The sequence below is a fragment of the Campylobacter sp. IFREMER_LSEM_CL1846 genome (assembly GCF_025772105.1).
GTDB lineage: Bacteria > Campylobacterota > Campylobacteria > Campylobacterales > Campylobacteraceae > Campylobacter_D > Campylobacter_D lari_D.
In genome coordinates this window covers 20,932-46,106 of sequence record NZ_JAKMRM010000013.1, presented here as the reverse complement: position 1 = coordinate 46,106, position 25,175 = coordinate 20,932, and the positions used below count along the sequence as shown (strand labels likewise).

The 25,175-nt window shown below is 30.3% G+C and carries 30 protein-coding genes; 7 read left to right on the top strand and 23 right to left on the bottom strand.

Going from position 1 to position 25,175, the window contains the following annotated elements:
- Positions 1-353: 353 nt before the first annotated feature.
- The 9 genes from rimP to L8W40_RS06735 all read right to left on the bottom strand — a co-directional run bounded on the left by rimP (position 354) and on the right by L8W40_RS06735 (position 8,536).
- Entirely contained in the window at positions 354-776 is a 423-nt protein-coding gene (rimP, locus tag L8W40_RS06775) for a ribosome maturation factor RimP (RefSeq protein WP_263665017.1), read from the bottom strand.
- On the bottom strand, positions 766-1,128 hold the full coding sequence (rbfA, locus tag L8W40_RS06770) for a 30S ribosome-binding factor RbfA (RefSeq protein WP_039617407.1): 363 nt from the start codon (positions 1,126-1,128) through the stop codon (positions 766-768). Before rbfA ends, rimP begins: the two co-directional genes overlap by 11 nt.
- Positions 1,125-3,758, bottom strand: coding sequence for a translation initiation factor IF-2 (infB, locus tag L8W40_RS06765; RefSeq protein WP_263665016.1), 2,634 nt, complete (start codon positions 3,756-3,758; stop codon positions 1,125-1,127). Before infB ends, rbfA begins: the two co-directional genes overlap by 4 nt.
- A complete protein-coding gene (locus tag L8W40_RS06760) occupies positions 3,739-4,005 on the bottom strand; it encodes a DUF448 domain-containing protein (RefSeq protein ID WP_133319640.1) in 267 nt (88 codons plus the stop codon). The genes infB and L8W40_RS06760 overlap by 20 nt, the downstream gene beginning before the upstream one ends.
- A gap of 24 nt (positions 4,006-4,029) precedes the next feature.
- Positions 4,030-4,908, bottom strand: a complete 879-nt coding sequence (gene thrB, locus L8W40_RS06755; RefSeq protein WP_133319641.1) for a homoserine kinase — start codon at positions 4,906-4,908, stop codon at positions 4,030-4,032.
- An 8-nt stretch (positions 4,909-4,916) separates the two neighbouring features.
- Positions 4,917-5,324, bottom strand: coding sequence for a tRNA threonylcarbamoyladenosine biosynthesis protein TsaB (locus L8W40_RS06750; protein WP_165955275.1), 408 nt, complete (start codon positions 5,322-5,324; stop codon positions 4,917-4,919).
- Positions 5,325-5,365: 41 nt separating this feature from the next.
- Positions 5,366-6,250 carry a UDP-3-O-acyl-N-acetylglucosamine deacetylase gene (gene lpxC, locus L8W40_RS06745; RefSeq protein WP_263665014.1) on the bottom strand — a complete coding sequence of 295 codons (885 nt, stop codon included), beginning with the start codon at positions 6,248-6,250 and terminating at the stop codon, positions 5,366-5,368.
- 2 nt (positions 6,251-6,252) lie between these two features.
- On the bottom strand, positions 6,253-7,632 hold the full coding sequence (locus L8W40_RS06740) for a M23 family metallopeptidase (protein WP_263728886.1): 1,380 nt from the start codon (positions 7,630-7,632) through the stop codon (positions 6,253-6,255).
- Positions 7,633-7,708: 76 nt separating this feature from the next.
- Positions 7,709-8,536 (bottom strand): prephenate dehydrogenase, encoded by an 828-nt coding sequence (locus tag L8W40_RS06735; protein WP_263659726.1) that lies wholly within the window; start codon positions 8,534-8,536, stop codon positions 7,709-7,711.
- Positions 8,537-8,613: 77 nt separating this feature from the next.
- Between L8W40_RS06735 and bamA the strand changes: the two genes are divergently transcribed.
- The 7 genes from bamA to L8W40_RS06700 all read left to right on the top strand — a co-directional run bounded on the left by bamA (position 8,614) and on the right by L8W40_RS06700 (position 14,831).
- Positions 8,614-10,830 (top strand): outer membrane protein assembly factor BamA, encoded by a 2,217-nt coding sequence (bamA, locus tag L8W40_RS06730; RefSeq protein ID WP_263665012.1) that lies wholly within the window; start codon positions 8,614-8,616, stop codon positions 10,828-10,830.
- Positions 10,831-10,880: 50 nt separating this feature from the next.
- Entirely contained in the window at positions 10,881-11,723 is an 843-nt protein-coding gene (gene accD, locus L8W40_RS06725; RefSeq protein WP_263665011.1) for an acetyl-CoA carboxylase, carboxyltransferase subunit beta, read from the top strand.
- A 2-nt stretch (positions 11,724-11,725) separates the two neighbouring features.
- On the top strand, positions 11,726-12,181 hold the full coding sequence (locus L8W40_RS06720; protein WP_133319648.1) for a 23S rRNA (pseudouridine(1915)-N(3))-methyltransferase RlmH: 456 nt from the start codon (positions 11,726-11,728) through the stop codon (positions 12,179-12,181).
- A gap of 8 nt (positions 12,182-12,189) precedes the next feature.
- Positions 12,190-12,546, top strand: a complete 357-nt coding sequence (dksA, locus tag L8W40_RS06715; protein ID WP_133319649.1) for an RNA polymerase-binding protein DksA — start codon at positions 12,190-12,192, stop codon at positions 12,544-12,546.
- Positions 12,543-13,526 (top strand): hypothetical protein, encoded by a 984-nt coding sequence (locus tag L8W40_RS06710; protein ID WP_133319650.1) that lies wholly within the window; start codon positions 12,543-12,545, stop codon positions 13,524-13,526. Before dksA ends, L8W40_RS06710 begins: the two co-directional genes overlap by 4 nt.
- The gene (locus L8W40_RS06705) at positions 13,523-14,449 is read left to right on the top strand and encodes a tRNA dihydrouridine synthase (RefSeq protein ID WP_263665009.1); all 927 of its coding nucleotides are present in this window, start codon (positions 13,523-13,525) and stop codon (positions 14,447-14,449) included. Before L8W40_RS06710 ends, L8W40_RS06705 begins: the two co-directional genes overlap by 4 nt.
- A gap of 61 nt (positions 14,450-14,510) precedes the next feature.
- Entirely contained in the window at positions 14,511-14,831 is a 321-nt protein-coding gene (locus L8W40_RS06700; protein ID WP_039617382.1) for a hypothetical protein, read from the top strand.
- Here the strand turns inward: L8W40_RS06700 and recO are convergent.
- From recO to atpD, 14 genes are all read right to left on the bottom strand, one after another.
- Positions 14,815-15,429, bottom strand: coding sequence for a recombination protein RecO (gene recO, locus L8W40_RS06695; protein ID WP_263665008.1), 615 nt, complete (start codon positions 15,427-15,429; stop codon positions 14,815-14,817). The two genes, L8W40_RS06700 and recO, sit on opposite strands and share 17 nt — an antisense overlap.
- Positions 15,430-15,942, bottom strand: a complete 513-nt coding sequence (locus tag L8W40_RS06690; protein WP_263665007.1) for a cysteine hydrolase family protein — start codon at positions 15,940-15,942, stop codon at positions 15,430-15,432.
- Positions 15,935-16,696, bottom strand: coding sequence for an ATP-binding protein (locus L8W40_RS06685; protein ID WP_220566499.1), 762 nt, complete (start codon positions 16,694-16,696; stop codon positions 15,935-15,937). The genes L8W40_RS06690 and L8W40_RS06685 overlap by 8 nt, the downstream gene beginning before the upstream one ends.
- The gene (locus L8W40_RS06680; protein WP_263665006.1) at positions 16,693-17,379 is read right to left on the bottom strand and encodes a 5'-methylthioadenosine/adenosylhomocysteine nucleosidase; all 687 of its coding nucleotides are present in this window, start codon (positions 17,377-17,379) and stop codon (positions 16,693-16,695) included. The genes L8W40_RS06685 and L8W40_RS06680 overlap by 4 nt, the downstream gene beginning before the upstream one ends.
- Positions 17,376-18,296, bottom strand: a complete 921-nt coding sequence (gene fabD / locus L8W40_RS06675) for an ACP S-malonyltransferase (protein ID WP_263665004.1) — start codon at positions 18,294-18,296, stop codon at positions 17,376-17,378. The genes L8W40_RS06680 and fabD overlap by 4 nt, the downstream gene beginning before the upstream one ends.
- Positions 18,296-18,880, bottom strand: a complete 585-nt coding sequence (locus L8W40_RS06670; protein ID WP_220566501.1) for an FKBP-type peptidyl-prolyl cis-trans isomerase — start codon at positions 18,878-18,880, stop codon at positions 18,296-18,298. The genes fabD and L8W40_RS06670 overlap by 1 nt, the downstream gene beginning before the upstream one ends.
- Positions 18,881-18,893: 13 nt before the next feature.
- On the bottom strand, positions 18,894-19,886 hold the full coding sequence (locus tag L8W40_RS06665; protein ID WP_263661934.1) for a tetratricopeptide repeat protein: 993 nt from the start codon (positions 19,884-19,886) through the stop codon (positions 18,894-18,896).
- A gap of 11 nt (positions 19,887-19,897) precedes the next feature.
- Complete coding sequence (gene pal / locus L8W40_RS06660) at positions 19,898-20,383, bottom strand: peptidoglycan-associated lipoprotein Pal (RefSeq protein WP_263665003.1); 486 nt, start codon at positions 20,381-20,383, stop codon at positions 19,898-19,900.
- A 66-nt stretch (positions 20,384-20,449) separates the two neighbouring features.
- On the bottom strand, positions 20,450-21,649 hold the full coding sequence (gene tolB / locus L8W40_RS06655) for a Tol-Pal system protein TolB (protein ID WP_263665002.1): 1,200 nt from the start codon (positions 21,647-21,649) through the stop codon (positions 20,450-20,452).
- Positions 21,649-22,425, bottom strand: coding sequence for a TonB C-terminal domain-containing protein (locus L8W40_RS06650; RefSeq protein WP_263665001.1), 777 nt, complete (start codon positions 22,423-22,425; stop codon positions 21,649-21,651). The genes tolB and L8W40_RS06650 overlap by 1 nt, the downstream gene beginning before the upstream one ends.
- Before the next feature lie 3 nt (positions 22,426-22,428).
- Positions 22,429-22,818 (bottom strand): ExbD/TolR family protein, encoded by a 390-nt coding sequence (locus tag L8W40_RS06645; RefSeq protein WP_133319663.1) that lies wholly within the window; start codon positions 22,816-22,818, stop codon positions 22,429-22,431.
- Positions 22,819-23,379, bottom strand: coding sequence for a MotA/TolQ/ExbB proton channel family protein (locus L8W40_RS06640; RefSeq protein WP_133319664.1), 561 nt, complete (start codon positions 23,377-23,379; stop codon positions 22,819-22,821).
- Entirely contained in the window at positions 23,379-23,771 is a 393-nt protein-coding gene (gene atpC, locus L8W40_RS06635; RefSeq protein WP_133319665.1) for an ATP synthase F1 subunit epsilon, read from the bottom strand. Before atpC ends, L8W40_RS06640 begins: the two co-directional genes overlap by 1 nt.
- A 2-nt stretch (positions 23,772-23,773) precedes the next feature.
- Complete coding sequence (gene atpD, locus L8W40_RS06630) at positions 23,774-25,171, bottom strand: F0F1 ATP synthase subunit beta (RefSeq protein WP_263665000.1); 1,398 nt, start codon at positions 25,169-25,171, stop codon at positions 23,774-23,776.
- Between the last annotated feature and the right edge of the window lie 4 nt (positions 25,172-25,175).

Genomic DNA, 25,175 nt, shown 5'->3' with positions numbered 1-25,175 from the left:
CCAAACCATATATAAATACCATGCCAAGCAGATCTACCTTTTTTAAACTTTATATACTCTTCTTCTTCAAATTCTTTATATAATGCAAACCCTTTATATTCATCCTTTTGGAGTGTTTGCAATCCGGTATATAATTTCCACTCATAGCTTTCAAAAAATTTTGAATATCTTCTATGTCGTCCTTGAAAGTAGAATTGCGATCATTGTAAAATTTCATTGCCAAATCAATCATTTTTTTAAAAATATCTTGGATTTCTTTCTTGTTATTTTCAGAAAATATTTTTGACATTTAACATCCTTGATTTTTGTTTTTTATAAAAAATAATTAAATTATATTAATATTTAACTTAAATTTACCATATAACAAAAGTTTTAGCTTTTCTTATATCGCTAAAATTTATAGTAGTTTTTTCTTGAGTTTCTAAATTTTCTAAAGTGATATTTTCATCATCTACGGCGATGATTTTTGCTTCGATTTTTTCTTTTTCACTAGTTGTGATTTTTACAAGTTCGTTAATGCTTTTTGCAAAATGCTCTATTTTACTAAGTTTTCTCTCAAGCCCACAGCTTGATACTTCTAAAAAATACTCCCCACTCACAGGTGGCTCTACATCAAAAATAGGTGATAAAATCTCACTAAGCTTAGCACAATCATCAAGATTTACTCCACCTTCTTTTTGCACATAAATTCTATAAATCTTTCTACCATTTTCACTTACTAGCTCATCATCATAAAAGCTAAGCCCTGCTTCTTTACAAAGTGCTTCAAGATTCATTTTGTTCCTTTTTGATTTTTTCAAATAAAGCATCCATATGATTTTGATACTCTAATCTATCATCAAATTTAAAGTGAAAATTCGGACATCTATACCACCCTTGCTCGCTCATGCAGTAATTTTGCAAAGCACGGGCGGCTTTTTTGAGTTGGTTGAGTATGATTTCTTGCTCTTGGGTATTAAAAAACATTTTATCTAAATACACAAAAGCATCGTATCTGCCTTTTTTACACTCTACATCCACTACGCACAAATTTTTTAAAGCTTCGTTGTCTAAATTTGCTAAAGCTTCTGGTATAAGTTCTTTTAAAATGCTTTCTGTGCGTAGCTTTTTGATTTCGGCTGGGTTCATAGGCTTACTTGTTCCTCAACTTCTTTGTAACTTTCTATATAATCCCCCACTCTCATATCATTACAACCTTCTATGCCTACACCGCATTCATAGCCTTTTGCAACTTCTCTTACATCATCTTTAAAGCGTTTGAGCGAGCTTACATTACCTTCAAATACCACAACCCCATCTCTAATAAGCCTGATTTTCGCACCACGATTGATCGTGCCTTCTGTCACCATACAACCTGCGATTTGTCCTAGTTTTGGCACACTGATCACTTGGCGAATTTCAGCTTGACCAAGTTGTTCTTCAGAGATAATAGGGCTCATCATACCACCTAGCAAGGCTTTTACATCATCAAGCAAGTTATAAATAACATTATAAGTTTTTATCTCTACGCCTTTATCTTTAGCGCGTTCTTTGATCTCACCAGTTGGGCGTATATTAAAACCTAAAACGATAGAGTTTTCACTCGCACTTGCAAGCTCTATATCACTTTGAGTAATACCACCTACCCCACTATGGATGATATTAACCTTGATCTCATCGTTTTTAAGTTTTTCTAAACTCGCCTTAATCGCTTCAAGCGAACCTTGCACATCTGCTTTTAAAATCACAGGAAGGGCTTTTAAATTACCTTCTTTGATTTTTGCACCAAGCTCATCTATGCTTACTTTAGTAGATTTACTTAGTTCTTTTTGGCGGTTGTATTCATGGCGTTTATTAGCATATTCTCTTGCTTGCTTATCACTATCTACAGCTATTAGAGTTTCTCCTGCGTCAGCTACTTCACTAAGACCTATGATCACCCCGCACTCACCTGGACCTATTTCTTTTAAAGCTTTGCCTTGATCATCGCTCATAGCACGCACTTTACCATAAGCTTCCCCTGCTACGACTGTATTTCCCACTCTTAAAGTACCATTTTGCACGATGATGGTAGCCACAGGACCTCTACCTTTTTGCACTGAAGATTCTATAATACTTGCTTTAGCATGGGCTTTTGGATTTGCTTTAAGTTCTAAAATATCAGCTTGTAATAATACAATTTCAAGTAAATCCTCTATACCATCACCTTTTTTAGCTGAAACTGGCACAAATTCATGGCTTCCGCCCCATTCTACTGGCATGATGTCCATTTCTGCTAGTTGGGTTTTTACCATGTCAGGATTTGCGTTTTCTTTATCCATTTTATTAATAGCAATGATGATAGGCACATTAGCTGCTTTTGCATGATTAATCGCTTCTTTAGTTTGTGGTTTTACCCCATCATCTGCAGCTACTACGATAATAACAATATCCGTTATACTAGCTCCCCTTGCACGCATAGCAGTAAATGCCTCATGGCCTGGAGTATCGATAAAAGTGATTTTTCTACCATTTTTTTCCACCATATAAGCGCCCACATGCTGAGTAATCCCACCTGCTTCGCCACTTGCAATGCGTGATTTTCTTATATAATCAAGCAAAGAAGTCTTACCATGATCAACATGCCCCATAATAGTAATAACCGGAGCTCTTTGGCTTAAATTTTCTTCTATTTGATTTTCATCATAATCTTTTACATAATCAAACTCATCAGCCTCATCAATGATATTAATCTCCACTCCAAATTCAGCAGCAAGAATTTCTATAGCATCCTCATCTAAAAAGTCATTTTTAGTCGTCATCATACCAAGCATGAAAAGTTTAGAGATAACTTCTCCGGTGTTTTTACCAAGTTTTTCAGCAAATTCATACACACGAATTTCTTTAGGTATGCTTACACTTGTTATAGCTTCACTTTCTTTTTTCTCTACCTTTTTAGGTGGTTTTTTACGACTTCTTCTTTGTATACCACCCTCGCCAAATGGGTTGATAGAGTTATTTAAAGATTGCTTTAAGATATTTGGTTGTTTTTTGTTTGCTGGTTGTGCTGGTTTGTTTTCTTTTACACTAAAATCAGGTAAAACTACCATATCGTCATCTTCTAAAGAAATATCAGCAAAGTCTTTATCTCCTAAAAGATCCATTTTAGTAGTGTTTTCTTTTTTACTTGCTACAGGATGATTTTTCTTTTCTTTTTTCTTTCTTTTTAAATTCTCATCTGAATTTGAAAAAATCATACTAAGGCTCAAGCCTTGAGTATTTTGTATATTAGATTTTTCTTCATTGTTTATTTGGTTTTCTTTGCTTTCTTCTTTTTTCTTTTTAACGATAACTAAACCTCTTCTTTTAGCTAAATTTAAATTAGAGCCTAGTTTTTCATCGAATTTAATTTCTTCTTTTTTTTCCTCTAATGCTTCATTTTTAATAGGATTTTCAGGTTGCTTTTCTTCTTTTTTACTTTCTTCTTTCTTTTCATTTGTTGTTTTAACAGGAGTTTTTGTTTCTTTTTTAGTAGTTTTTTTCTCTTCTTTTTTGCTTTCTTCTTTTTTAGTAGTAGTTTTTTTAGTCGCACTTTCTTTTTTAGGCTTTGCCACTTTTTTTACCACATCTAGTATTTCACCTGATTGCACATATTGATAAATCGCTTCTGCGATTTCAGAAGATACTTTTTTGTTAGGGGATTTTATATCCTCTAAGCCTATTTCATTGGCTTTTTCTATAATTTCTTTACTAGTATATCCTAACTCTTGAGCGATTTCGCTAATCTTTACATCTGTCATTAAAAAATATCTCCTTTAAATCCTGCTGATTTATACTGCCATAAAAATTGCCTTTGCAAGCTCTCATAAAAGCCTTTTGCAATGTTTTTTCATCTTTTTCAAAACATGGATTACAAATATATAAACTCCTACCAAATTCCACTTTAGTGATAATTTGAGAATTTTTTATTTGAAATTGATGCAAACTTTGCTTTTCATAACGACCTTTGCAAACAATGCACATTCTAATGGGTATATGGTTTTTCAAAATTATATCTTTTTTTTGGAATTTTTAGCAAATTTTAAAGCCCTCATCGTCAAATTCTAAAAGCTCAACTCTAAATTTAGCAAATTTATTTTTGATTTTTTCTTTGATTTGTTTAGCATCATCTTTATAAGCTAGAGTGAAAAAACTCGAACCTGAGCCTGAAAGCGTGCTCATGAGAGCATTATTATCTAAAGCTAATTTTTGTACTTCAAAAAGCTCAGGTAAAAGTTTCATTCTTTGATTTTGATGAAGTTTATCTAAACTTGCATATTTTAATAAATCATATTTTTTCTCTAAAAAGCAAGCAGTTAAAAATGAAGCATGACAAAGATTAAAAACAGCATCTTCTAGATTAATTTTTTTAGCTAAAACTGTTCTTGATTTTTGAGTATTCATCGCTACATTTGGTATAGTTATAACAGCTTGTAAGTCTTTATCTACTTCTTTTTTTATAGCTAAGACTTTTTGATTGTGATTTAATGCACACACAAAACCTCCAAGAGCTGCTGGAGCTATGTTATCTGGATGATTTTCATATTTTAAAGCTTCATTTAAAATGATATTTTTATCTGCTTTAAATCCGCTTAATTCATAAGCACAAGCAATAGCTCCAATTATTACAGCAGAAGAACTTCCCATACCTCTTGCTAAAGGGATATTATTTTGAAAAACAAAACGAAAATTATCTTTTTTACCGCTAAGTCTTTGATAAATTTCATAAAAAATATTAACAAAAGTATTATTTTTTTTAAGATAGATATTATTTTCACCTTCTCCATGTATGTTAATACTAAAAAATTTAGATTTTTCAACTATAGTTTGATTAAAATGTTTTAAACTCAAGCCCAAACAATCAAAACCAGGACCTAAATTTGCACTTGTCGCAGGAACTAAAATTTTCATTTTTTACCTTAATTAATTGCATCTAAAACATAAAAAGGTGTATTTTCTTTGCTTAAATTTAAACCTTTTAAACTTTGAGGCATAAAAAAACTTCCTGCTTGTGTCTTCTCTAAAATAATTTCACCATTGTCTTTTTTTACAAAACATAAATGTTTGTTTGCAGATATAGGAGTGTTGTTATTTAACTCAAAAGCACTGATTGCTTTTAAAGGAATGTTTTTGACTATGGCTAATGTCTCAAAAGAAACATAAGAAATTTTTATACCCATGTAAGAACCTGGCCCATGTACATAAATAAGCTTTTCAAACTCATATTGTGAAAGTAATTCTTGCAATATTTTTGGTAAAACCTCGCTAACTTTTAAATCACTTTCAATGGTATTTAACAATAAATCATTTTCATAAATACCAAGCATTAAAGGTTTTGCTATGGCATTTAAAAGCAAAGTAACCTTTTTTATGCAAAAACCTTTTCATAAACCTTATGTGTGCTTTTTTCTAAGCTTACCACTTCATAGATACTAGGATCTTTTAAAAGTTCTTTAGTTAAAAGATGATTAAGCTTGTGTGAACCTGCATAAGAAGTATAATCTCCAAAAACTCTACATCCAAGCAAGGTTAAATCCCCAATAGCGTCTAAAATTTTATGACGCACAAATTCATCCTTAAAGCGCAAACCTTCAGGGTTTAAAATACGATTATCATCAATCACAACAGCATTTTCTAGGCTTCCACCAAGACCTAAATTCATAGCTCTTAAAGCTTGAACATCCTTTAAAAACCCAAAGGTTCTTGCTCTTGCTATTTGCTCTATGTAGTTTTGTTTGCTAAATTCAAAACAATAATTTTGTTTGCCTATAATAGGATTATCAAATTCGATTGTATAGTTTATAATAGGCATATCCGTAGGACTTAAACGCACAAATTTATTGCCTTCTTTTACTTCTACACTTTTTTTAATCACTAAAATTTTTTTTGCCGCTTCAAGCTCTTTTATACCTGCTTCTTCAAGCATCATACAAAAACCTATACTGCTACCATCCATTACAGGAGCTTCGTTTGCGTCTAAAACTATACGCACATTATCAATACCATAAGCATTAATCGCACTCATTAAATGTTCTATAGTAGAAACATAACCCCTATGATCGCCTATTACAGTAGCCATTTGTGTATCGATGACATTTTCAGGCTTTGCTTCATAAGAAATTCCCAAATCACTTCTATAAAACACTATACCACTACCAGCTTCTAATGGCTCTAATTTTATACTAATAGGCTCACCCTTGTGCAAACCTATACCAACACCTTTAACTTCTTTTGCTATTGTTGTTTGATTCATTTTTATTCACTCAAAATTCTTTTTTTGCTTGATTCTAATACATTATAGATATTTTCTTTTATCCATTTTGCATCTTGCCATTGCTCAGGACGCACTTCAACACCTTGCACCAAAACACCAAAATGCACATGATCTCCAAGCGCTAAGCCTGTAGTGCCTGTAGTGCCTATAACATCACCTGCTCTAACTCTATCGCCCACATTTACATCCACATTAGTGCAATGTCCATAAAGAGTATAAATCCCAAAACCATGATAAATAATAATATTTAGTCCATAAATTCCATTTTCTTGTACAAATACCACTTCACCATCGTTATTGCTAATGATAGGCGCTTCTTTTACGCTTGCTAAATCAAGTCCCATATGATAAGAACTACTAAATGCTTGATTATTATAAGAATAAAATCTATGGTCAGCATAATCAGCTACTTTTTGGCCATTTTTTAAAGGCTTGAAAAGATTGACTTTAAAATTATTAATCATAGTATCAGGAACTTTACTCGTAATATCATGAATGATAACTTCATTAGAAGCTCTTAAGTCCTCATTAACAAATTTAAATTTTTCAAGCCTGCTTAACTCTCTGTCTTTTGGAGCATATTTTTGTGCTAAAAATTCAATCTTTCCATCTAAAAATCTATCACTTACTTTTATATTTGATACACGGTATTTTTTATTGGTAAAATAATATCTAATTCTTTGTTTGTTTACATTACCTGCTTTATCCACTGCCACCACATAAGCTCTAAAATGCTCATCGGTTGCCTCCCAAGGAATCAAAGCAGCATAATATCCTTCTTTCACATAAGGAGTTGCTTTAAAAATTTTGTCTTTATCAGTTGTGACATAAACTTCTTGTAAATTCTCATCACTTGCTTTAAATACCACACTACCTACTCCACCTTGTTCGATTTGATAAGAATTGTCTAAAATTTCTACAAATGGTTTTTTGGTATCAATGATAACTTTCACTTCTTTAAGCGCTTGATTTCCTAAAAAGAAATTCCAAAAACTACTATCACTTGCTTCTATTACAAGCTTATAAGAATCAACATTTTCTTTATAAGCTGGTTTTGGTAGTTTTAAATCAAAATGGACACTTTTTTTATTACCTTTAACATGTTCATTAACAAGCATTTCACCATTTAATTCATTTGCTTTAAATAGTGTGACTTTAACATCTTTTAAAACGCTTTCATCGCTTATTTCTATAGATATAGGATCTGTTAAATTGCTATAAATAATATCTGATTTTGTTTGGATTAATGGAGGATTTTTTTCAAACAGCTTTGTATTTAACACAAAAACCCCAAAGGCTAAAAGTATTAAAAAAACTAGAAAAATCCATTTTTTATTTGATCTTTTACGCGTAAAAACCATATTCTCCACTTTCATTGTATAATTTTTGTAAAAATATATTATGCTTTAGCAAATTAAGAGTAAATTATAAAAAATTTTATAGAATTTCTCTTAACTTATTTGCACTTTTAATCCAAGCTTCAAGTTCATTTATATCACATTTTTCTATCATTTTTTTACACTCTTGTAATTCTTTTTGAAATAAATCAATAGAATTTAATAAATTTTGTTTGTTTTGTTCAAAAATACCGCTCCACATTTGAGGGTTTGATTTTGCAATTCTACACATATCTTTAAAAGAAGGACCTCCTAGGTGGGCTATATTTTTTTTATTTTCTTCTTTCATCACAAAATTTGCCAAGGAAAAACTAATCACATGCGGTAAGTGTGAAATGATAGAAGCATGATGATCATGCGCGATACTATCCATAAATACAAGCTTCATTCCTAAATCTGAAAAAATTTCTATAGCCCTTTTTTGATGAATATGATCAGCATTTTGCACATCACATAAAACACAAACTGCATTTTTATATAAGTCTTTTATAGCTGCATTTGGACCGCTATTTTCTGTTCCTGCCATAGGATGAGCTGCGATAAATTGACTTTGTAAATCAGATGGTAAATTTTTAATAATTTCTTCTTTTGTACTTCCAAGCTCAATGATAGTGCAATCTTTAGAAATATCTTGAAATTCTTTTAAAATTTTTACAATAGCTCTTACAGGGATAGCTAAAAAAATTACATCACATTTTTTTAACTCTTCAAATGAAACAATTTTATCTATTAATTTTCGCTCTAGCGCGATTTGTTCAAATTCTTTGTTTATATCATATCCGCAAACTAAATCTATTAATTTATTCTCTCTCAAGCTAAGGCCCAAAGATCCACCTATTAAGCCAAGTCCGATTATACCTACTTTCATAAATTTTCCTTAAAAAGCATTAGTTAAAAATATTTTGGTATTATAACGATTTTGTATATAAAAATTTAGGTAAAATGATGAAAAAATGGTTTGTTTTCTTTGCACTCTCAAGTTCTTTATGTGCAGCTACGATTAAAGATATAAAATTTGAAGGCTTATCGCAACTTTCTAAAGAAAGTGCTATTGCGATTTCTAAATTAAAAATAGGACAAAAAATCGATCCTGCTAGTATAGATACAGCAATTAAAAACCTTTTTGATAGAAATTATTTTAAAGATATAGTAGTAGAAGAAAAAAATGGGGTGCTAACTTTTAAAGTAATAGAAAAACCTTCCATTGGAAAAATAGACATTCAAGGTATAGCAAGTAATGATAGAAAACAAATAGAAAGTCTTGTTGGTTTAAAACCTGGAATTTTATATGATGAAAATTCAGCTAAAGACGCAGCCGAAAAAATCAAGCTTTTTTATCAAGCCAAAGGTTTTTATGACACTGTTGTAGAAATCAAAGATGAAAAATTAAGTAATTCAAGCTCATTAAAACTTACTTTTGTTGTAAATCGTGGGGAAAATATCATCATAGAAAAAGTACATTTAAGTGGTGCAAAAAATTTAAGTTATTCAGATATTGAACCTGCGGTAGCAAATAAACAAAGAGAAGCCCTAGGCTGGATGTGGGGCTTTAATGATGGTAAGCTTAAAATCTTTGATCTTGCAAATGATAGCTCAAGAATTTCAGATGTATATTTAAAAGAAGGTTATCTTGATGTAAGCGTATCTCCTGCTTTTTTAAATACTTATACAGATACTTATCAAGCTGATTTAACTTATTTTATCAACGAGGGTGAGGTTTATAAAGTTAAAGGGATTAAAATTTTTAACCCTATTTTTAGTGATGAAGAAAATGAAGCTTTAGCAAATGATTTAAAATTAAGTGTTGGAAAAATAGTTAATATAGAAAAACTAAGAGAAGATATAAAAACTATAGAAACAAAGACAGCTGATTTGGGTTATGCTTTTGTACAGGTTATACCTGATATACAAAAAGATAAAGAAAACCATGAAGCTATGATTATTTTTAAAGTCATACCTAATGAAAAAGTATATGTTAGAAATGTTGAAATTTCAGGTAATACTAAAACAGTTGATAGGGTTATTCGTAGAGAGCTTTATCTAACCGAAGGCAATCTTTATAATAGAACTGATTTAATAGACTCAAGAAATGCTCTAAGAAGAACTGCATATTTTGAAAATGTAGATATTAAAGAACAAAGAGTAGATGATACACATATTGATTTGATAGTAGAAGTCAAAGAAGCTTCAACTGGAGCTATTTCAGGTGGTATTGGTTATGGAACTAGTGATGGAATTTTACTTAGTGCTTCATTATCTGATGCAAATATCTTAGGCTCTGGCATGAAAGGAAGTGTAAGTATAGACAAAGGTGATGATACACTTTCAGGTAGAATATCTTTAAGAAATCCTAGAGTAAATGATAGTGATTATTCTCTTGGAGGATCATTATATTCAGATCGCTTAGAATGGGATAGTTATGATGAGAGAAACTATGGTTTTGATATAAGTGTTGGTAAAACTTTGGGAAGATATACAAGCATAGATTTAACTTACAATCTTGAGCAAAGTGATATTTATCATTTGAGTGATCGCTTAATCGCTCAAGGATATAAACTTGGTAAAACTTACAAAAGTTCTATCACTCCTTCAATAGTATTTAACAATACAGATGATTATTATCTACCAAGATCAGGTTTTATCGCTTCAACCTCACTTGAATATGCAGGCTTAGGTGGAGATCAAGAATTTATAAGCTCTACTACTAAATTTAATTATTATCAAGGCTTAGAAGAATTTATAGGTTGGGATTTGATTTATCGCTATAAAGCAAGTTTTTATAAGGTATGGGATCAAGGTTATTTACCTATCAATGAAAAATTATACCTTGGAGGCATAGGAACTATTAGAGGTTTTGATAGAAGAAGCGTGAGTCCTAAAAACGAATGGGGTGATGAAACAGGTGGTACAGTTGCCTTTGCTAACTCTGTAGAGCTTAGCTTTCCAATCTTTGATAGAATCAAACTAAGAGGAAGTGTGTTTTTTGACTATGGTGCCATAGGAGAAAGTTCTTTAAGTCAAATTCAAAGATGGAGCACAGGTGTTGGCTTTGAGTGGCTAACCCCACTAGGTGCTTTAAATTTAGTTTTTGCTAAACCATTTAACACTAATTCAAAAGACGACTTAAGCAAATTCGAGTTTATGTTGGGTGCAAGATTTTAAAAATACTAAAATCTTGCTATAATTTTGAAATTTTATTTTAGGTAGAGATAATGAATTTTTTAGATATTTTTTCTAGTATAAGACGCAAACAAGCCGCTCCAAGCGAAGCTCCAAATCACTGGGTAAAATGTAATTCTTGTCATGCGTTAATGTATTATAAAGAAATAGAAACTTGTTATAATGTTTGTCCTAAATGTAATTTTCATATGAGATTAAATCCTTTAAAACGCATCGAGCTACTTAGCGATGAAGATACTTTTGTAGAAATGGATAAAGATTTACATGCGATTGATCCGCTTAAATTTGTTGATAGTAAATCATATAAAAAAAGATTAGCAGAAAATGAAGAAAAAACAGGGAGAAAAAGCGCTATAATAAGCGGCGAGTGCAATATAGATGGCATTAAAACTCAATTAGTTGTTTTTGATTTTTCTTTCATGGGTGGAAGTTTGGGCTCAGTAGAAGGTGAAAAAATTCTTAGAGCTATTGAAAGAGCAATTGAGAGAAAAACTCCTGTTGTTATAGTGAGCGCAAGCGGTGGAGCTAGAATGCAAGAAAGCACTTATTCTTTAATGCAAATGAGCAAAACAAGTGCAGCATTAAAGCTATTAGCAGAAGAAAAGCTTCCCTATATTTCTGTCTTAACTGATCCAACTATGGGTGGAGTGAGCGCATCGTTTGCTTGGCTTGGAGATATCATTATGGCTGAACCTGGTGCCCTAGTAGGCTTTGCAGGAGCTAGAGTTATCAAACAAACTATAGGTGCTGATTTACCAGAAGGCTTTCAAAAGGCCGAATTTTTACTTGAACATGGATTAATTGATGCGATTGTAGAAAGAAGTGAACATAAAAAATTTATAGCAGATTTTTTAAGATTTTTTTCTAAAAATTAAAAATGCATATTAATCTTTTAAGCATTCAAAAAAACAATAATAATGAATTTAGTAAAATAGATGAGCACTACACCAAGCTCATCAAAAAATTTTGCAATTTTAATGATATTTGTATTTTTAACAATAAAATTAATTTAGCACAAAATACCAATACCATAGAAGCAAAAAAATCTTATACAAACGCGCTAAATCCTTATAAAAAAGGTTTTTGCATAGCTTTAGATGAAAAGGGTAAAGAGCTTACAAGTATAGAATTTGCTAAATTATTACAAGATAAAAATGAAATTTCTTTTTTTATAGGCGGTGCTTATGGCCTTGAAAAAGAATTCATCGCACAAATGCATACAAGCATAGCTCTTAGCAAAATGACTTTAGTGCATAAATTTGCTAAAACTATGCTTTTAGAACAAATTTATCGTGCATTTTGCATTAATACAAATCATCCATACCACAAATAGGAGCATTTATGCAAGAGTTAAATCTTGAGGAATTTAAAAATATATTACTTCAAAGACAAAAAGAAATTTTACAAGAACTTCAAGGTAATATAGACAATATCCATGATCTGCAAGATAGTGAACCAAGAGATGAAGTTGATTTACAACAAATTGACAACAGCTCACATATTGACTTAAAAATCAACGAAAATTTAAAAACAGAATTAGAAGAAATTAAACATTCATTAAGCAAAATAGATAACAATACTTATGGAATTTGTGAGTATTGTGATGAAGATATACATCCTGAAAGACTCAAAGTAAAACCTCACGCAAAATATTGTATAAATTGTCGTGAAAACTTAGAAAAAAGGAAAGAATTATGAAAGTAAAATTATTTTTCTTTGCAAGTTTAGTTTATCTTTTAATCGTAGCAGTCTTAGTTTATAATCTAAATTTGGGAAATTACACTTTCACAATTTCTACTTTTGAGCTAAATTTACCTATCAGCTTATGGGTAATTTTACCTGCATTTATTTTGATGGTTTTAGCTTTATTGCATATGAGTTTTTATGGCTTTTTAAAACATTTACAATACAAAAATCTTATTAAAGACAGCAAAAATTATGAAAATTTTTTAATTGATGTATTTTTGAAAAAAATAAGCAAAATTAAATTTAAAACTCAAGAATTTCAAGATATAGCCAAAAACACTCAAGCTCTTTATTTTAAAGAAAAAAATCAAAATACAAAAATAGATGATATTATAAATATTTTAGAGCAGTTAGACAAAAAGGAATTTGTGGAATTAAAAAAATACAAACTCGATCCACATAATGAAATTTTCATTTTAAATGAAAAAAATCACTTCCAAAAAGATAGCGACTATGCTTTTTCTTTTATTAAAAATAAAGAAACTCTGACAAATGAATTAGAAAATTTTGCTTATAAAATGGTATTAGATAATGCACCTTATAGCCAAATTAAAACACTAAAAATACAAAAAAATCAAGATGATATTTTATTACTTTTAGATAGATTTGAAAAAGAAAATTTGGAATTAAATCATGCTGAAATCGAAGTTTTGCTTAGCATGAATACCTTAGATGATAAGTCATATTTACAATGCACAAAAATACTTTGTAAAAAAATAGAGCCTCAAATATTAATTGCTTTATTTAAAAAGTTAAAAGATAGTCATTCTCAAGCTTTAAGAGCTTATCTTTATACTTTAGCAGAATTTGGTATGTATGATGAATTGCTTAATGAATTAGGAAATGATCAAAACGAACATAAGGATTTTAGACTCTTGCTCTTTTTAAGAGAACATAATAAAAAAATAGAACTTGAAAAATTTATACAATGATAGATTTTAGTAAAAAACCTTTGTTTTTAGCTCCTATGGCAGGTTTTTCAGACTTACCTTTGAGAAATTTAGTTAAACAATTTGGGGCTGATGTAACAATTAGTGAGATGATAAGTTCTAATGCTTTAGTGTATGAAAGCTCAAAAACTCTTAAAATGTTAGAAAAAGCTGAACTTGAGAATCCTTATATAGTTCAAATTGCAGGCTCGGATGAAAGTGTGATTCAAAGAGCGGTAGAAATATTAAATCGTTTTGATTTTATAGATGGGATTGATTTTAATTGCGGCTGTCCTGTAAATAAAGTTATAAAACAATGTGCAGGTAGTGCTCTTTTGCAAGATCTTGATAAATTGCAAAGAATTTTAGAACTTATCAAAAAAACAAGCAATAAAAAGCTAACTAGTGTCAAAGTAAGATTAGGGTTTGAAAAAAAAGATCCTATTATCATTGCTAAAGCATGTGAAAATGCTGGGGTAGATTTTATCAGTATGCATGGTCGCACTAGAAAACAAATGTATAGTGGAAATTCTGATTATGAAGCTATAGCTTTAGCTAAAGAAAATATCAAAATTCCTTTAGTTGCAAATGGCGATATTAGCACAGAAAATGCTAAAGAAGTTTTTAAAATAACAAATTGTGATGCATTGATGATAGGGCGTGCAAGCATAGGAAAACCTTGGATATTTCACGAGGTAAAAACTAGCAAAAAAATCGATAAAACTTTAAAAAACAAAATCATCTTTACGCATTTTGAAGAAATGCTAAAACATTACAAAGAACAAGGTATAAGCATATTTAGAAAGCACTTACATGAATATTCTAAAGGCTATGAAGATGCTTCAAATTTTAGAGATTGTGTTAATCGCATTAATGATGCAGAAATTATGCGAAAATATATGCAAGAATTTTTCAATAAGGAATGATTTTTGCTTGTAAATTTCTAAGCAATATGAATGAAGAGATACCATAAAACAAGGAAGGTTCATGGCAGCTCATATCAATTCAAAAGGGATTTACAAAGCATTAGGTGGCATTAGAACAAGTGCAAATAATCTAGCAGCACATGCTTCAAAGCTTAACAATCAAAGTTTAAATTTCGAGCAAGTTTTACAACAAACACAACCAAAATGTATAAGCACTTGCTTACAAAGCTCCCAAAAACAACTTGGAAATTTGCTTGAAGATATTAAAAATAGCAAGGAAGCTATTATAAAAAATACACATATTGATAGTGCAAATATCATCGCAAAATTAAGACAAGAGGCTATTATGATGTATGATATTACTCTTAAAAACCCTCTTTAATGATTTTATATAAATTATCAATATATTCATCGCTAAAATGCGATGAATTAAAATTTTCATAAAACCTCACAAGATCTTTAGTTTTAAACTCATAGCCAAAAGCACATTTTTTATGCGCAGGCAAAAAAGCCCTTACCAATACAACATCTTCTTTTATACACTCATCGCATAAAAAGCAAACAAAATCCTTATGCAAGCGCCCTTCAAAGTTTAGAATCTTTAAATAAGCATCCACAGTCACACGCTTACAATCTTGTTTTTCAAAACGCTTAGCGCAATCTTCTAAAAGCTCAAAATAAAAACTATCAATCTCCTCAACATCTTTTAAATGCCAATAAAAAAGCCTGATAAATTCTTGCCAAAAAAACATTTTTTCTCTATCTAAAACCCAAGAAAATCCAATGTGTAAAACATCTTTTAAGCGCGGTAAAAATCTAGAACTTTCTTCAAGTTCAAAATCAATCTTATATCCATTTAGAATATTAGAATGTCTCATTCCGTAAAATCTATAACTTTTAATAACTTTTTTGGCACTTAAAAGATAAACAATCAAATCCTCATCTTTTACGCTCTGAGTGTGCAAAATAAAGCCTTGCATCTATAAAAGCTCTATACCATAAGCTTGTAAAATTTCATAAGCACTATTTTCTAAAGATTCATTAAAACTTGCAGTAGCATTTTTATGTAAAATAATTTTAGAATTAGGAGTGGCGCTTTGAGCTAAAATAATATTACTAAATACACAAATATGCGAAACCAAGCCACAAAATTCTATACTTTCATAATGATTTTGTTTTAAAAAATTAGCCAATTCTAAACTACCAAAAGCATTCTTATAAAAGATTTTTTTTGCATTTTTTAAATACACATCAAAATCGCTTGGCATTTGCCAACCAAAAGTATCTTTAATACAATGATAAATAGGCAGTTTTTTTCCTTCTTGGGTTTTTAAATAATTCTCATCATGCGTATCAAAAGTAAAAACAACATCACCTTGATGATTTTTTAAAAGAGTAAGAATATTATCTTTTATCTTGGTAGCTTTTTCAAAACCTAAGCTACCACCGATAAAATCATTTTGATAATCAACTATAATTAAAAGTTTAGTCATTATCCTTAACCATGAAAAAACTATCCGTGTGGATATTTTCAAATGCAGTTTTTAAGCTCGTAAATAATTTTGGATTTTCTTTTTCTAAATTTGCTAAAAGCTGTTTAGCTTCTTCTCTAGCATGAGGAAATTTTACATTTTTTTCACTTAATTTCATACCAGGACAAAATTCATTACCAATTACTTCTAATTCATTATTAATAGCATTTTCCCTTAATTGTCTTTCTCTTACAAAAATCAAAGGACGGATGACTTCTATACCTCTTTTACTTTTATATTTTGGCGCTAAACTTCTAAGAGCACCATTATAAATGAAATTCATAAAAAAACTCTCTACTGCATCATCTAAATGATGAGCTATGGCTAATTTATTAAAACCATTTTCTAAGGCGTAAGTATATAAAGCACCACGCCTCATTCTTGAAAAATAGCTACAAAAGCTTGAATTTTTTCTAATGGTATCACCTGAAATTTCATAAATATTAGAATCAATAACCTCATGGTCAATACCATGTTCTTTGCAGTGATTATGAAGTTTGGTGTAATCTTCACCCATGCCATAACTTAAAGTTACTGCTTTAAGTTCAAATTTAAAAGGTGCATGTGCTTGCATACGCTTTAAAAGATGAGCTAGAGCTAGAGAGTCTTTCCCGCCACTAAGTCCTAATAAAACTTTATCATTATCTCCTATTAAGGAAAACTTGGCATTTGCTTTTGCAACTTCTCTGATTAGTCTTTTGCTAAGATTTATCATAATTTCTCACAAATTTTTAAAACAAAATTAGCTGAAATTTTAGCGGATTTTTCTACAAACTCATCAAAGTCAAATTCAGCTTTTTCACCTGCCTTATCACTCATTGACCTTAAAACCAAACATGGAATTTTTAAAGCATCACATACCAAAGCCACACTAGCTCCTTCCATTTCACAAGCATCTGCATTAAAAATTTCTCTAATTTTTGCTTTTTTATTCTCATCACAAATAAATTCATCACCCGTAGCGATAATACCTGATTGTAATTTAACACCAAGTTCTTTAGCAACCTCTATGGCAAGATTATTAAGCTTATCATCTGTTTTTATAAAAATTTCATTACCAGGAACATAACCAAGCGGATGTCCAAAAGCTGTAATATCTAAATCATATTGAGCTAATTTTGTAGCATAGATTAAATCCCCTATTTCCAAACTAGGATTAAAAGCACCAGCCACTCCTGTAAAAAGCATAAGTTCAGCTTTAAATTTTTCTATTATAATAGTCGCGCTAAGAGTGGAATTTACTTTCCCTATCTTAGAATAAGCGATGATTAATTCATGATTTTTGTATTTTGCAATATAATAAGTATTATTTGCATATTCAATTGTTTGATATTCTTTTAATGTTTCGAGTAAAGGAGTAACCTCTTCGGGCATAGCTCCTAAAATAGCTATTTTCATTTAATCACCTTTAGAATTTCATCAATATCTTCTATTTTACTTAAAGCATAAGTTTCTTTTTGAGTGATTTTTTTATTTAAGCCCTTTAGCACGCTCGCACCAAATTCTATATAAAAATCCACTTCATTGTCTATTGTTTTAATGCTTTGTTTATAAAGAACAGGCTTTATAAGTTGCTCGCTTAAAAGTGTTAAAGCTTGAGTTTTATCACTATATATTTTTGCATTTACATTTGAAACTACACTTTTAAAATCATCTTTTAACACAAGCTCTAGTTCTTTTGTAAGTTTTAAAGACGCATTTTTTAATAATGGACAATGGCTTGCAACACTCATATTCAAAAGCATAGCTCTTTTGGCTCCTGCATTCTTAAACTCACTCTCATAAGAAGCTAAATCAGGCTTTAAGCCCGCTACTACAATCTGTCCTTCACAATTATAATTAGCTGCAAAAATACTTTTTTGCTCACTTAATGCCTTTTGACAAAGTTCTTCTATTACTTTATCTTCAAGTCCTAAAACCACCATCATACCAGCTTCGATTTTAGAGCAATCCTCCTGCATAAATTGGCCACGCTTGTTAACAAGTGCTATAACATCTAAAAAGTCAAATGCACCTTGAGTCGCTAAAGCACTAAATTCTCCTAGTGAATGGCCTAAACTATACTTAGCTTCTATACTAGCTTGCTCTTTTAAAGCTTCATAAGCCATTAGTGAGTTTAACACTATGGCCATTTGTGTAAATTCACTTTTATTTAAATTTTCATTTTCTTTAAAAAGCAAATTTTTAAAATCAATTTTACAATAATCACTTGCACAATCTAATAATTCTCTTGCTTTAAGTGAATTCTCATAAAAACTAAGCCCCATACCAACACTTTGAGAGCCTTGGCCTGGGAAAATAAATGCACTATTCATTAGTGTCCACCGCAGCAACCGCCACCACCATGTCCGTGGCCACCACAACATCCACCACCACCATGTCCGTGATGATGATCATGATGATGTCCTCCACCACCACATCCACAACTTCTGCTACCTGCAATAATTCCTGTTAAAATTTCATCTTCACTTGCAACTCTAACATCTACAATATTAATTGAAAATAACAAGTCTTTTCCTGCATAAGCATGATTATAATCAATAGTAACTTCATTCTCAGTAATTTCTCTAACAATTACTCTTACTGTATTACCATCTTCGCCTTCGCCAAAAAGCTCCATACCAACTTGCAAATCAATCCCTGCAAATTGTTCTTTTGGTAAAGTTTGCAATGCATTTGCATCATATTCACCCAAAGCATTTTCTTTTTTTATCACAATATCGGCATTACATGGGGCATCAAGTTTTTGAATTTCCTCTTCTAGTCCTTCTAAAATTTGACCCTTACCTAAAATAAAAGAAATAGGTTCAGCATAAATATTTGATTCTAAAACTTCATTTGTGTTTGCATCTTTTAACTCATAAAACATTGAAACTACACTATTTTTTTCTATAGCCATTTTATCTCCTTTTTTATTTTCTATCTGGCGAAACTTTTGCTTCAGGACTATCAGGATAAGCTGTCTTTAAAGCTTTGTAAAATTTATTAGCACTTTTTGGATCCCCAACTTTATCTAAACTAATAGCCGTATGATAAAGTAATTTTGGCACATAATCACCCTTGGTGCTTATAGCAGAACTTTTTTTGTAAAATCCCAAAGCGCCTGCATAATCTTTTTGTTTATATCTTATCTCTCCAAGCCAAAAAGTAGATCTAGCAGGTTTATAATGGATACTAATTAAATGCTCAAATTTTTCTTTTGCATCATCAAATTGATTTTTATTGGTTTCATCAATAGCTTTTTTTAAAATTTCGCTAGATTGCAGTTTTTTCCAACTATCATCTTTCGCTTGAACAATTTCTTTTTCCAAAGTCGTATTTGTTTCTTTAATGACTTCTTGTGTTTTATTGCTTTCGCTAGCAATAGGAACAACTTGGATATTATTTGTTTGATTTTGCACTCTAGCTATTTCCGATTGAAAAAAAGTTATGGTTTGGTTCATATCTTCTTTAGAAACATAATCATCATTAATTTTATTGATCAAAGTTGTTATTTCGCTCAATACTTTTTGAATTTCTTGGTGATTTTTTTCTTGAATTTGCCTATTTTCTTCTACATAAGCTCTTAAATTTTGAATTTCTTTTGTGATATTTGCATCAAAATTTTGATAGTTTTCTTCTAGTGAAAGTAATTTTGTATTTGCTTTAGAATATTGAGCATTTAAACCCTCGGTTACACTTTGTAAACCTTCTATATTTTCTACAGCAGTATTTATCTTACTAGTCAAATTAGTATAATATTCATTTAAAGCTTTTAAGCGTTCTTGATTTTCGTATTGTAATTTTTCATTTTGAGTTAAGCCATAAGGTGTTTTTGTATCTACTTTTCCTGCATCAAATGCTGAAATTTCAGCGTATAAAAAAGTAGCTCCTAAAAGAGCTACTGATAATAATTTGATTTTCATTTATTTAAAACTTATTTTGATAATTTAAATTCTGCACGACGATTTTGCGCATCACAAGCTTTTGTTCTTTCAGTACATACAGGATTAGTTTCTCCATAACTTTTTACGCTTATTCTATCTGCGCTAACACCTTGAGCTACTAAAGATTCTTTAACAGCTTTAGCTCTTTTTAAACCTAGAGCTTGATTATATTCATCAGTTCCCCATTCATCGCAGTTTCCCTCAACTACAATTGCAGCATTCGCAGCTTCTTTGTTGAAAATTTCAGCATTATCTGCAACAACTTTTTGCATATCTTTTCTAACATTAAATTTATCAAAATCAAAATACACATTTGTAATAGAATTTAAAGATTCAAGATTTTCAAATCTATCAGAACCACCACTACCTTTTGATCCATCTACACTACTTGAACTGCTTACACTAGTATTTTTTGTAGCACAACCACTTACAATAACAGCAAACGCAGTAATTGAAGCAAAAATGATTTTTTTCATTGCTTTTCCCCTTTTTTATTTAAAAATCATGTTTAATTATAACAAAAAAAATACAATTTTGATATTTTACCAATCAATTGATTGAATTTTACCCACCTTTAAACCATAATGAAAAGCCCTATTTGCATTAATTCTAATGACTCCTAAGGCACTTTGTGAACCTAAATATTTAATAAATACTACACTTTCTCCATCACTTGAAAATCTTGGAAAAAGATTTTTACCATTTGCAGTGAGTTGTCTTATATAATCACTCTGGGTTGACATTAAATAAAGATTAAAAACCCCACTTTGATTTACCTCCCTGCTAGAATAAACCATATAATGTTTATAGGTAGAAACTGAAGAATTATTTTTACCATGAAAAACTACTTGTTCTGTTAAATTAGAATCTAAATTTTGCATAAAAATATTTGGATAACCTAAACGATCTGATACAAATACGATTTTTTTATCATCATCTACAAAATTGCCATTTACATCAATACCCATATAATTTGTAATCTGTTTTAAATCTTTTGTATCTGTATCATACAAATACACATCTGGCTGATCTTTTGGCGCCATAGTAAGTAAAATTTTTTTACCATCATTGCTAACATCAGAAGCAACCATCATACCCTTACTGGCAATGATTTTTGTGATGTTTTTATTTTTCATATTATATTTATAAAGTGTTGGAATTTCATCTTCATAAGCAGTGAAATAAAATGCATCTTGTTCTTTATTTGCCCATTTGGGAAATAAATTTAAACCTTTTGATATTAATATCTTTTGATAAGTTAAAGTATAATCTGCTAACAAAATATCACTTTGCTTATTACCTTGAGTCCTAGCTATTAAAATTTTATGATCCATCCAATCAACCGGTGCAAAACCTAATTTTCTATTCATTTGAGCGACACTTCTATGTGCTAAAAATGGATATTCTTCAATGGAAAGAATTTGCTCATAAAATCTCGTTTTTGTTTCATTTGCAGCTAAAATTTCAACATCAATATCCAAAAGCTTACCATTTTTATTTAAAACATAAGAAAAAATATAATCACCTTGTTTTTCATCTTGAGTTAATTCAAAATTTGAACTCACTTTTATATCATTAACAAGCATATTATAAAAGCTTTTTTTAAGATCTAAATCATTCAATCTTGATTGATCTTTAATATAAATTTTAGGTAATTGCATACCTTTATTTACAACAGATATTGTCGCATCTTGCCCAAATAATACTGAACAAAAAAATAAAAACGCTAATATTTTTCTCATCACTTCTCCGTTTTAAACTCAATTATATCACTAAGTTTCATTTTAATTTTTCTTATTTTACCATTTGGAGGTAAAGTTATGTATTTTCCTTCTAAATTTTGTAAAAATTCTTTTGCCTTTTTATCAAAATTATCACTATGTGCGCTAGTGGTACTTAACAAATAAAAATATCCGTTATTATCAATTACAAATTCTACTTCTATACTTAAATTACCACTAGGATTGTATATTCTCCATCTATCTTCAAGATGTTTTCTAACAGCACCTAAAAATTGATCATAAACTCCTATTTTTTGTTCTATAACAGATTGTCCTAGTTCTTGATTAATTTGTAGATTTTCATTTAATTGCTTAGAAAAATCATTGATTTTTTCTCTTTGAGTAAAAGTAGGTTTTTTCGATGGCATTGAAGATTGTACTTTTGTAGTTTTTTCTTCTTGATAGTCTTCTATTTTGCCAAATAACTCATTGAAAACACTAGCTTGTTGTTCTACATTTTGAGTATTAACATTTTTATTTGTAGTGTATTTTTGCAAAAGATTCTCTTCAAATAAACTTTGCAAATTTTCCTTTTGTAGCTCTTGTATCATATTTACTTGATTTTGATTTATACTATCTCCAAGTTCTATATTAATAAAACTATTGGGATCAATGGTATATTCAATAGCTTTTGGCTTATATTCGACTAACTTAAAAAATACTAAAAAAACAACAAAAAAATAAACTAAAATCGCATAAGTAAAAGCTTTAAAATTATATGTAGAATTTTCTTCCATTTTTTACTCAGTTTGCAAAGCAACTTTTTGAAAACCCAAATGCTTCATTGTTCTTAAAACACTCATTACATCATCATATTTTAAATTCTTATCCGCTCTAATGAAAACTGTTTCTTGAGTATTATATTGCACTTTTAATGCATTCATATTATCCGCAAAACTTAAAAAATTAAATTTATCTTTTCCTATAAAAATTTCTTTTTTTGCATTAATTGTTATAATTAAACTTTTGATATTTGGAGCACTTGAAGTTTTTTGTGAACCTTGAGGAAGTTGAACTTTTTCTTCATATGTAATACTTGGTGCTGTTACCATTAAAATAGCAAGCAATACAAGCATAATATCCACTAAAGGTGTAATATTTAGTTCGGGTTTTTCTTCTAAAAACATCAATTAAACCTTTGCTGAACTTACTAATACTTTTATCTCACTATCTAAAATATTAATTAGTTCATAAGCTTTGCGTTTGATAATCAAATGAAAACTATATGCAGGAATTGCCACTAAAATTCCACAACCTGTAGCTACCAAAGCTTCACTAATTTTTGGCGCAATAATACTCAAAGAATTTTGCATTTCTAAACCACCAAAAGTTTCAAGTATAGAAATAACTGTACCAAAAAGACCTATAAAAGGAGAGGTTGAAGCAATAATACTAAGCCAAGTTAATCCAATTGTAGCTTTTTTTTCAACAGAATTTTTATAAATATTCATCTTAGTTTCATCGATCTCAATACATTTTTTTAAAATTGATGCACTTTGGCTTAAATCTCTCTCTCCTCTCATCAAAGCTTCTAAAGCCTGACTTTCATCTTGCATCCATTTATTAATAAGCATTAATCTTGAAAATAAAATACTAAAACTAAGTATAAAATACACCGAAAGCCAAACCAATACAATATAAGTAATTAAGCTTGTATTTTCAAAAAAATGAAAAATTGATTGAAAATCCACTATTTTTGCCTTACATTATTATCCATCTTAGCAAAAGTAGAAGCTAAAGCAACACTATCACTACTCATAGATTTGATTAAATCTTTTGCATCTGCTAATCTTTTTGCTATTTCACTATCACTATTTCCTCCAACCCACACAGCACCTTTTGCTAAAACGCTTACTTTCGTTTCAGAAACTTTTGCATGACCTGAATCAATAGCAACTAACTCATGGGTAGAATCTGATTTTTCTATATCTATAATCCCTGCCCTTAAAGAAGAAATTAAAGATGCATGTCCTTTTAAAACACCAAATTCACCTTCACTTCCAGGAAGAACAATAGATTTTACATTATCATTGTAAATCATACCAAGAGGCGTTACCACCTCTATATGTATTAAATTATCCATTATTAAGCCTTAAGTTTTTCTGCTTTTTCAACAACTTCATCAATTCCACCTACCATATAGAAAGCATTTTCAGGTAAATGGTCATATTTTCCTTCTAAAATACCTTTAAAACCTGCTATTGTATCTTCTAAACTAATATATTTACCAGGACTTCCTGTAAATACTTCAGCAACGAAGAATGGTTGAGATAGGAATTTTTCAATTTTTCTTGCTCTTTCAACGATCAATTTATCTTCTTCACTCAATTCATCCATACCTAAAATAGCAATAATATCTTGCAAATCTTTGTATTTTTGAAGTACTGATTGTACTCCACGCGCTACTTTATAATGCTCTTCACCAATAATTTGTGGATCAAGCATTCTTGAAGTAGAATCAAGCGGATCAACAGCTGGATAAATACCTTTTTCAGCAATTGATCTATTTAAAACCGTAGTTGCATCTAAATGCGCAAAAACAGTTGCAGGAGCAGGGTCTGTTAAATCATCTGCTGGCACATAAACTGCTTGAACTGAAGTAATAGAACCTTTTTTAGTTGAAGTAATTCTTTCTTGAAATTTACCCATTTCGCTAGCTAAAGTTGGTTGATAGCCAACAGCTGAAGGAATTCTTCCTAAAAGTGCCGACATTTCAGAACCTGATTGTGAAAATCTAAAGATATTATCAATAAACATCAATACATCAAGTCCCATTTCATCTCTAAAATACTCAGCCATAGTAAGACCTGTTAAAGCAATACGATTTCTTGCTCCTGGTGGTTCATTCATTTGACCATAACATAATGCAACTTTATCTAAAACATTACTTTCTTTCATTTCATTGTAAAGATCATTACCCTCACGAGTTCTTTCACCAACACCTGCAAAAACAGAATAACCGCTATGTTTAAATGCAACATTGTGGATTAACTCCATAATAATAACGGTTTTACCAACACCTGCACCACCAAAAAGTCCTACTTTACCACCTTTTGCATAAGGAGCTAACAAATCAACTACCTTAATACCTGTTTCAAAAATTTCACTTTTTGTACTTTGCTCTTCAAATGGAGGTGGATCTCTATGGATTGACCAATGTTTATCAAAATTGATCTCTTCGCCCTCATCAATCAAATCACCTGTTACATTAAAAATTCTTCCAAGTACTTTTTCGCCCACTGGAACGCTAATTGGGTTTCCAGTCGCAACAGCCGTTAAACCCCTAACAAGACCATCAGTCATATCCATAGCGATAGTTCTTACTTTATTATCACCCAAATGCGCAGCTACTTCAAGCACTAGCTTGCATTCTTTTCCTTCTAATTCATAATTTACGATTATAGCTTCGTTAATTTGTGGAAGATACTCTTTAAATTCAACATCAACCACTGGTCCTAAAACTTGAGAAATAAAACCTTGCATCATC